Raw genomic sequence first — 8,115 nt, forward strand, 5'->3', positions numbered from 1 at the left:
GTCACAAAAAAACGAATTGTATAGATGTTAACACTTATCTCATTTTTGTCTATAACTTTATTTTTTTCATCAATGTAAATAAAATTCAAGGAGAATTTTTGTTAAAATGTCACAAGTGGAAAATATTATAAATAAAAAAGAGCGAAAAACAGATAGACGGACTCTCTATACCAGAAAAGTCATTATGGATTCTTACATTAAGCTATTAAAAGAGAAACCTAGGGATAGAATTAAGGTTACTGAACTCTGCCGCCTTGCAGAAATTAACCGCTGTACCTTTTATCTCCATTTTGAAGATATACGTGCTGTGGAGATAGCAATTGAAGAGGAATTATCCGTCAAATTCAAAAAATATGTGGACACGCAAAGACCCGGTTACAGAAACCGCCAATCTATTTCAGATACCTTTTTAGACACCATGCTTCATGATGACACCTTTACTACATTAATGTCTGTCAATACCTCCTCAAACCTCTTTTTAAGCTTTATGGAACCTTATTATCAAGAGGTACTAAAAGCATCTTTGCCGCATGGCCATAATCTATCCGTGCGAGAACAAGAACTATTGTATACATTTATCGTAGGTGGTGTTACTGCGATACAGCAAAACTGGATTCATAATCATAGTGATGTGAAATCTGAAAATCGTTTTTTGGATTTGATGGTGCGTCATCTCATGGCAATTAAAGAGAACTCTGATATCTGATCATTCCAACATGAGGGATATTCTACATTGCTATCCAAATAATAACCGGTATGGTAATTATTGAAAAAAGTGTCGAGACAACCACTATCTCCACTGCATATGGATAATCCTGTTCGTGCAGTTGGGCATAGATAGCAATATTAGACCCAACCGGGCATGCAGAAGCAATTAGGATAGCCAGTTTCATTTCCATAAACTGCATCGGAACAGGAAGTAACACCAGGACCGAAAGCAGGGGAATCAAAACCAGTCGCACAAGGCATGCAAGATAAATTTGTTTCTTCTTGAACATACCCACTAGGTCTGTCTGTGCCATATAGATACCGACCAAAAACATAGCAAGCGGTGCATTCAGACCGGCGAGGTAAGACAACGTATTTGTAACCTGAACAGGCAGTGGACACTGGGTAAGAAACAGCAAAAGTCCAACGATAATCGAAATAAAGAAAGGTGCTTTTACTAAGGCACCAATCTTAATCTTACCCTGACGGCCAGTCATGAGCGAGATACCATAAGTCCACTGCATGAGATTCAAGAACCCGATAAATGCAGCAATATAAAAGACCGCACCTTCAGTAAGTGATGCAATTATTAACGGCACACCGAAAAATCCCGGATTGGAAAAGGCGGCGGCAAAGGCGGCAATCGGATCATTGCGGAAGAATAGTTTTGACATCAAAATACTTATCACTAAAATAATACATGCCAGTAGTGCTGACAAGAGCAGGGCTACCAGATGCTCCTTTGTCCGTTCTACCATGAACCCATTAATGATGACCCCAGGCAGAACCACATATATCAGAATATTACCAATCCCTTTGCTACCATCCGGGGATATTTTTTTTGCCTTAAATAGCAGAAAGCCAATGCCAGCTAAAAGAAACATTATAAAATTCTGAGAAACCAGTGTAAGTGCTATCTGCATGGCAAAATCTCCTCGTTTTCATCTTTACGTCTATTTATAGATAAGGTTTTAAATTACGAAAAACCTGAAAGTAAGCATCAGGAGTCATATGCACTCCGTCGGTAGTGTATCCAGCTTTCAAATCACCATCTGCATCTGCAAGACCGGCATTTGCATTAATATAATGATAACCATATCTTACCGCCAGTTTTTCAACTTCACGATTCGCTTTGTTGATATTTTCCTGTGTTCGTAAGCCAAAGGTCTGTTTGCTAAAAGGACTCCCGGCAATGACCGCCTGATTTGTCGGATAATATGCCATCAAATACACATCACAATTCGGTTTCTGAGCTTTTAACTGCGTAAGAATGCAGTCATAATTTGTGATGAGATGATTAAGCCAATCACCATCGGGAACGATACTCTCGCTGATATCGTTGGTTCCAATGTTTATAAATACCCTAGAAGGATCCAGTTCAAGAAGGACGGTGTGGATATTCCGTAGAAAGTCGTCAGTAGTAAACCCGCCAACACCACGGTTATAGATAATCGATTGGATCCCTTCAGCAATACAGAATTCTTCTATAGGGAAATGTTCCATCAGGGAAGAACCGGTAAACAAAATCTGACCTTTTAGAGCGTACTTGTTCAGGCCTCCCAGACGGGTTATCTTACCCTGGCGTTCATTACGGAAAACCTCTTCTATTATCATGCCAATCATAGCACCCGTTTTCTCATCTAAGTCTTGAAAGTTCATTTGTATCTCCCCCTTGTATTCTATTGTTCTTTCATTGTATCAGATTAATTATGTATTACTTTTCAGTGGATGTTGCTCCTCTTTTTTCTTCCAGTTCTTTCATAATATTCGGTCGAATCTTCTCCATATCCCAAATCAGCAGGAGAATAATCTGAATAACAGCCAGCGCCATTGGTACACCAATCATCAACGCAATTTCTGAGTTCAGTGCAGACTGTGCCTGCACCTCTGCCCCACCATTATATAATCCCAAAGCCAAAAACCAACCCACAAGTGCGGTACCAACACCGGAACCAACCTTGGAGCCGAAACTTGATAGGCTGGTTACAATTCCTTCTGCTCGTTCACCAGTCCTCCATTCGCTCCAGTCTGCCACATCCCCTGGTAATGTACCAATAGCCGCTCCATAAAACATCGTTCCAAATCCTTTCATAGCACACATACTAAAGAATAGAACTAAATTATAAGGATTTATGAACTGGATTGCTGTAGAAACAATAATAACACAAGACCCAAAAATCATTATTTTTTTCTTACCAAACTTATTATAAAGCACCGGTGCAAGAATAGCTCCCAGTATCATTGTCGGAAGGCTTACCAAACCAATCAGACCTATTAAGTTTGCATCCCCCAGAATATCTCTTGCATAATATACATTCACTCCACCGGTACTATTTCCCATATAATAAGCAACGCTCAGTAATGCAGCAATATAAAAATACTTACTCTTGGACAGATTTTTAAATACCTCTTTTAAAGGCATCCGATCTTTCTTGTCCTTTTCTAACTCCATTTCTTTGCCACTGGCTCTGGCCACATCCACAGCAGTAATCTGTTTTTCCGTGACTCCAAAAAAGGTAATCAGGATGCAGACCAAAGCAATCACTGAAAGAATAATCGTCATCTTATCCCAGGCTGCCTGACTTTTGATCCCACCCAAAGCATTCAGCAACGGCATACTGACCATACCAACCCCTAATGCTGTTAACATAGCAAATAAAGTACGGAATGTGGTTGCTACATTTCGGTCATTACTGTCTGGTGCAAATAAAGTAAACAGTGTAATATATGCCATATTTACAGCTGTATAAGTAATCGCAGACATTATTGTATAGGTGACTGCAATATAAATTGTCTTTCCCGCACCGGTCAATGCAGCCGGAACATGAAAAGTCAAAAAGAATGAAATCATCAATGGTACACACATCCACAGCAACCACGGCTTGGCTTTCCCCCATTTTGAATGTGTCTTCTCAATGATAAATCCCATCAAAATATCACTAAGGCCATCCAATATTCTCGCAGCCATCATAATTGTACCCGCTGTTGCTGCTGATAAGAATATACTGTCAGTATAATAGAGTGTCAGGAAACTTCCTACAAATCCCCATATAATATTACATCCCACATCTCCCATAGCAAAACGGATTTTCTCGCCAAATGTACTGATTAACGGATTGCTTACGTTCTTGCTTTTCTTACCCATTTTCATTCCTCCAAACTGTATTTTTGATAGTTTCACTTGTCCTGATTACCTATTTATTTTATTTCATAATTTGCATAAAAGCCTCGCTTTGCAGGACGAATAACCGTTGTATCAGTAATACGGAAGGTCTTCTGCAATGGAAGATCTACTGAGGAGCCGCCTACTTTGACCATCATATCGCCAGCTTCCACAATCCAATTCCCATCTTTTCCAACAAAAGCAAACTGATCTGCTCGCATCGAAAAAAACACAGTTTTCTCTTCTCCTACTTTAAGCACGATTCTGGCACAACCAGCAAACTCCTGATAAGGGCGCAACTTAGAAGCCTGCAAATCTGATACATAAAGCTGTACTACCTCTTCTCCATCCATTGTTCCAGTATTCTTAACCTTGCAAGAAACAAAAACAGTTTCTTCTGCTGAGACTTCTTGATTCAATACCTGGAGATCACTATATGTAAAATTGGAATAGCTTAGACCCTGACCAAAATAAAATAGAGGTTCCATCTCCGAATCTACGTACCGACAGGAACAGGTGGAACATTCCTTACTGTAGTAGCTATTTCCCGTATACTGTCCATTATAGATTGGAATTTGACCGACATTTCTAGGAACTGTTACAGATAAGCGGCCTGCCGGGTTGTAATCTCCGAACAATACATCCGCCAAAGCTTTTCCTCCTGTTGTTCCCGGGAACCAGTTTTCCAGGATTGCACTTGCTTTTTCTACTATGGCTGGGCTTGATAAAGGTCTCGCATCCATATGTACAACGATAACAGGAGTTCCGGTTTCAATTAGGTTCAATGCTAATTCTTCCTGCACGCCAGTAAGACCAATATCATCGCTGTCTATTCCTTCACCAATGGTACAAGAGCCTCCCCATCCATATTTTCCACCTACTGTCATAATGACTATATCCGAAGTTTTTGCAAGCTGGCTGGCTGCTTCAAACTGAGATCTGTCCTTGCCAGCCACATCGCATCCACGAAGATATGTTACCTCTGCTTCCGGATTTTTCTCACAGATGCAGCTCAAAATAGTTTTGGTATATGGATAAGCGGCTGCCACTGCTTCAATCGCAGCCGCATTATCGCATTCCACGCTGCTCTGCGGATACATCGGTACATCCTTTTTCACTTTCATTGTCGCTTCCGCAAGATCGTTGACATTCGTGTCCATCCCTGCCTGATCGGCCAGCGAACCACCAATCATCATATCCGTACCAGCAGCAAAAGTATAACCACCAAACACTAGCCGGATATTGTCCGCATGAGGCCCAATAACCGCTATCTTCTGTTTTATTTTCTGGAGCGGAAGGATTCCGTCATTTTTCAAAAGTACAATCGATTCCCGTGCTGCCTGAAGGCTCTTTGACCAACTTTCTTTAGTATTATAACAGCTGAAGCTTTTCCTGTTTCGCTTGCCTTTTTCTAACAACCCAAGCTTCCTCTTCTTCTCTAGAATACGCAAAACGGATCTGTCAATTAATTCCTCTGAGATTTCTCCATTTTTCACAGCACTTATCAAATGCTCAAAACTATAGCCAATTGGTATCGGGCATTCAATATCAAGTCCTGCTTGAAGAGCCTGTTGCCCTGCTTCCCTCATATCTGCCGCCAGACGATGATCCACTAGATGTTCAATGGATGCATAATCTGAGATGACCGTCCCCTCAAACTCCATTTCGTTTCTTAGAAGCTCAGTCAGTATCTTTTCTGATCCTATAACCATTTCCCCATCAATTGTTCCGTAGGAGTTCATAACTGATATCATACCAGCTTCTGTCATGGCTGCTTGGAACGGTTTTGCATATACTTCACGAATCTCACTCATTGAAGCCATGCACGTTGCCATATTCAGTCCGCCTGCGGACAAACCATATCCCAGGAAATGTTTTCCGGTTGCAGCAATCATCTCACCTTCTCCTCCCTGCAGACCTTTTACATATGAAGTACCAATCAATGCGCATAAAGTTGGGTCTTCTCCGTAAGTCTCGCCAATTCTTCCCCACCTCTGGTCACGGCAGACATCTAAAACCGGAGCCAGTGCCTGGTGAAATCCGGCTGCAACAGCCTGATCATGTATAACCGCTGCTACTTCCCCCACTAATTTAGGATTAAATGTTGCTCCTAATCCGATTGCTGATGGAAATACGGTGGCTTCTGCGATTGAAACACCAGTTAACGTTTCCACATGAAATGCTGGTGAGACTCCTTCTGCATTTTTTGCAATTGCCGCTCTTGAATCTTCAATCGTTTGAGCAAGCTCCTCTTTCGTCATCCCTACTGGCATAATTGCCCCCTCACCAAGACCATGTGGGCAGGCAGATGAATCAATACTTGATCCGAGACTCAGCATACACTGTAGTTGAGCTATCTTTTGTTCTAACGTCATTTTTTTGATAATTTCTTTTACTCTATTCATCGTTCTCCTCTTTCAATTAATATTTTGTTTTAGAAAAAATTGCTATGAAATATTCTTTCTCCTTTCGCTTATATTTTTATACATGTGGAATTTTTATTAACAACTGTTGCTTTTTATATTTTATTTTATAGTGGGAAATCCTTAAAATCAATCATCATAAATCAGCAAATCGTATAGGTATTAACACTTTTCTCATTTTCGTCTATAAGTTTAATTTTTTCATCAATTTGAATAATATTGAGGGGATTTTTTTGGTGAAAAGTCACAGCAAAAAGACCAGAAAGCAAATGAGGCTTCCTGGTCAAATTATTATGTTTTGTATTGCTTATGATAACGAACGGCACTCTGAACCAACTAAAGATACCACATCATTTCTGATGTATCCCAACGAGTGTAATACATCACTACATTATAGCTTTTAGGAAAAATGGTAAACACATCAAAAAATACTATATCGGATCCTATACTATGCATTTGCCTCCGAAAAGAAATCTTGTCCGCCTGAATACTGTAATTCAGTGTCGATACAAATCTTGCTCCTGCGCCCAGAATCAGGCTGATGAACATCTGAAGCCCAGTAAAAAAGATAAAGTCTGCTTTAGCGTAACACGGTTAAATATAGAACACGGCGTTGCATACCAGTCCGACATCCCCCTTGTTAAAATCAGCTCAAGCGGAGGCGGCTTTAACTCCTATGACTAGATCTAATTCTGTTGCTATTCCTGTAGATAGCGAATCAAGAATAAACATTGCTGATATAATTTATCCTTATAAAAATGAGATTGAGATTATTCTTTCAAAACAAAATGCTGAAAAATTAGAATCTTTTTTTTAAGTTATCAGAATGCTGACAAACTTAATTCTTTTGGTATAAATGTTTCTAATTCGCTATTACTATGCGGACCACCAGGATGTGGAAAAACAAAGTGCGCCTACTTAATTGCTAAACAATTAAATTTGCCGTTCGTTGTCGCTAGGCTAGATAGCCTGATTTCTTCATATCTAGGTACAACGGCCAAAAACATTCGCAGTTTATTTGAGTTTGCACAAAAAATGCCCTGTGTATTATTTTTAGATGAATTTGATGCTATTGCCAAGGCAAAAGATGATAATAATAAACTTGGAGAACTAAAAGGAGTTATTAATAGTCTTCTACAGAATATTGATATAATGAGTAAAGATAGTCTGATGTTAGCTGCAACTAATCACCAGTAATTACTTGATCCTGCTATATGGCGAAGATTCGACTACAAATTAGAAATCGAATTGCCTGACTGGGATGCTATAACAGAATCAGTTACACTGTTTTCAAATGAACTATATACATTCAGCCAAAAAGAAATTTTAGAGGTTTCAACCTTGTTTGATGGACTAAGCGGTGCAGATATAGAGGAGATTATAACCAAAGCGAGGAATTTTTTATTACACAAAATATTATTCCTCAAAACTGCAATGAATCACGAAAGTTATTGAGAATTAAGGCAAAATATCTGCGCGAGAAGGATTCTAAAGTTTTTAGTTTACAAGCAATCTCAGATATCTTAGGTAGTTCAAAAACAACAATTCAGTAAATTGTAAAGGAGCTTCCTGTATAATTCAAATATAGGGAATTCCAAGAAAGAAGGTTGAGAAAAAAATACCTCAGAGTAAAATAAGATTACTGACTTTGAGCGGTTAGTAAAAATCTTATTGAACAGAGAGGTATTTGTAATGAATTATAACACACAGAACACAAAAATTGCATCCATAACTGAAAAAACTTTGATTGTTGGTATTGATGTCGGTTACAGTTCACGGGCAATGTCAGTTAGTTAAGGATGGGTCTGGGCAGACCTAAAC

7 protein-coding genes are annotated in these 8,115 nt (G+C 39.4%); 3 read left to right on the forward strand and 4 right to left on the reverse strand.

The window, feature by feature from the left end; genetic code table 11:
* The first annotated feature begins 106 nt into the window (after positions 1-106).
* Positions 107-706: a TetR/AcrR family transcriptional regulator gene (locus DWX43_RS21640; protein WP_050640270.1), complete on the forward strand. Its 600-nt coding sequence runs from the start codon at positions 107-109 to the stop codon at positions 704-706.
* 22 nt (positions 707-728) lie between these two features.
* Here DWX43_RS21640 and DWX43_RS21645 read toward each other — a convergent pair whose 3' ends face one another.
* Genes DWX43_RS21645 through DWX43_RS21660 form a run of 4 tightly spaced genes read right to left on the reverse strand, consistent with a single transcriptional unit; the run spans position 729 to position 6,276 of the window.
* Positions 729-1,631, reverse strand: a complete 903-nt coding sequence (locus DWX43_RS21645) for an AEC family transporter (protein ID WP_118621826.1) — start codon at positions 1,629-1,631, stop codon at positions 729-731.
* A gap of 34 nt (positions 1,632-1,665) precedes the next feature.
* A complete protein-coding gene (locus tag DWX43_RS21650; RefSeq protein ID WP_243099434.1) occupies positions 1,666-2,367 on the reverse strand; it encodes a GDSL-type esterase/lipase family protein in 702 nt (233 codons plus the stop codon).
* 55 nt (positions 2,368-2,422) lie between these two features.
* The gene (locus DWX43_RS21655) at positions 2,423-3,853 is read right to left on the reverse strand and encodes an MFS transporter (protein ID WP_050640272.1); all 1,431 of its coding nucleotides are present in this window, start codon (positions 3,851-3,853) and stop codon (positions 2,423-2,425) included.
* 53 nt (positions 3,854-3,906) lie between these two features.
* Complete coding sequence (locus DWX43_RS21660) at positions 3,907-6,276, reverse strand: glycoside hydrolase family 3 N-terminal domain-containing protein (protein ID WP_118621827.1); 2,370 nt, start codon at positions 6,274-6,276, stop codon at positions 3,907-3,909.
* Between the two features lie 694 nt (positions 6,277-6,970).
* Here DWX43_RS21660 and DWX43_RS27460 point away from each other — a divergent pair.
* Entirely contained in the window at positions 6,971-7,111 is a 141-nt protein-coding gene (locus tag DWX43_RS27460) for a hypothetical protein (protein WP_243099435.1), read from the forward strand.
* A gap of 104 nt (positions 7,112-7,215) precedes the next feature.
* The gene (locus DWX43_RS27465) at positions 7,216-7,491 is read left to right on the forward strand and encodes an ATP-binding protein (RefSeq protein ID WP_243099437.1); all 276 of its coding nucleotides are present in this window, start codon (positions 7,216-7,218) and stop codon (positions 7,489-7,491) included.
* The last annotated feature ends 624 nt before the right edge of the window (positions 7,492-8,115 follow it).

The sequence above is a fragment of the Clostridium sp. AF19-22AC genome (assembly GCF_003479085.1).
In the GTDB taxonomy this organism is placed as follows: Bacteria; Bacillota; Clostridia; order Lachnospirales; family Lachnospiraceae; genus Faecalicatena_A; species Faecalicatena_A orotica.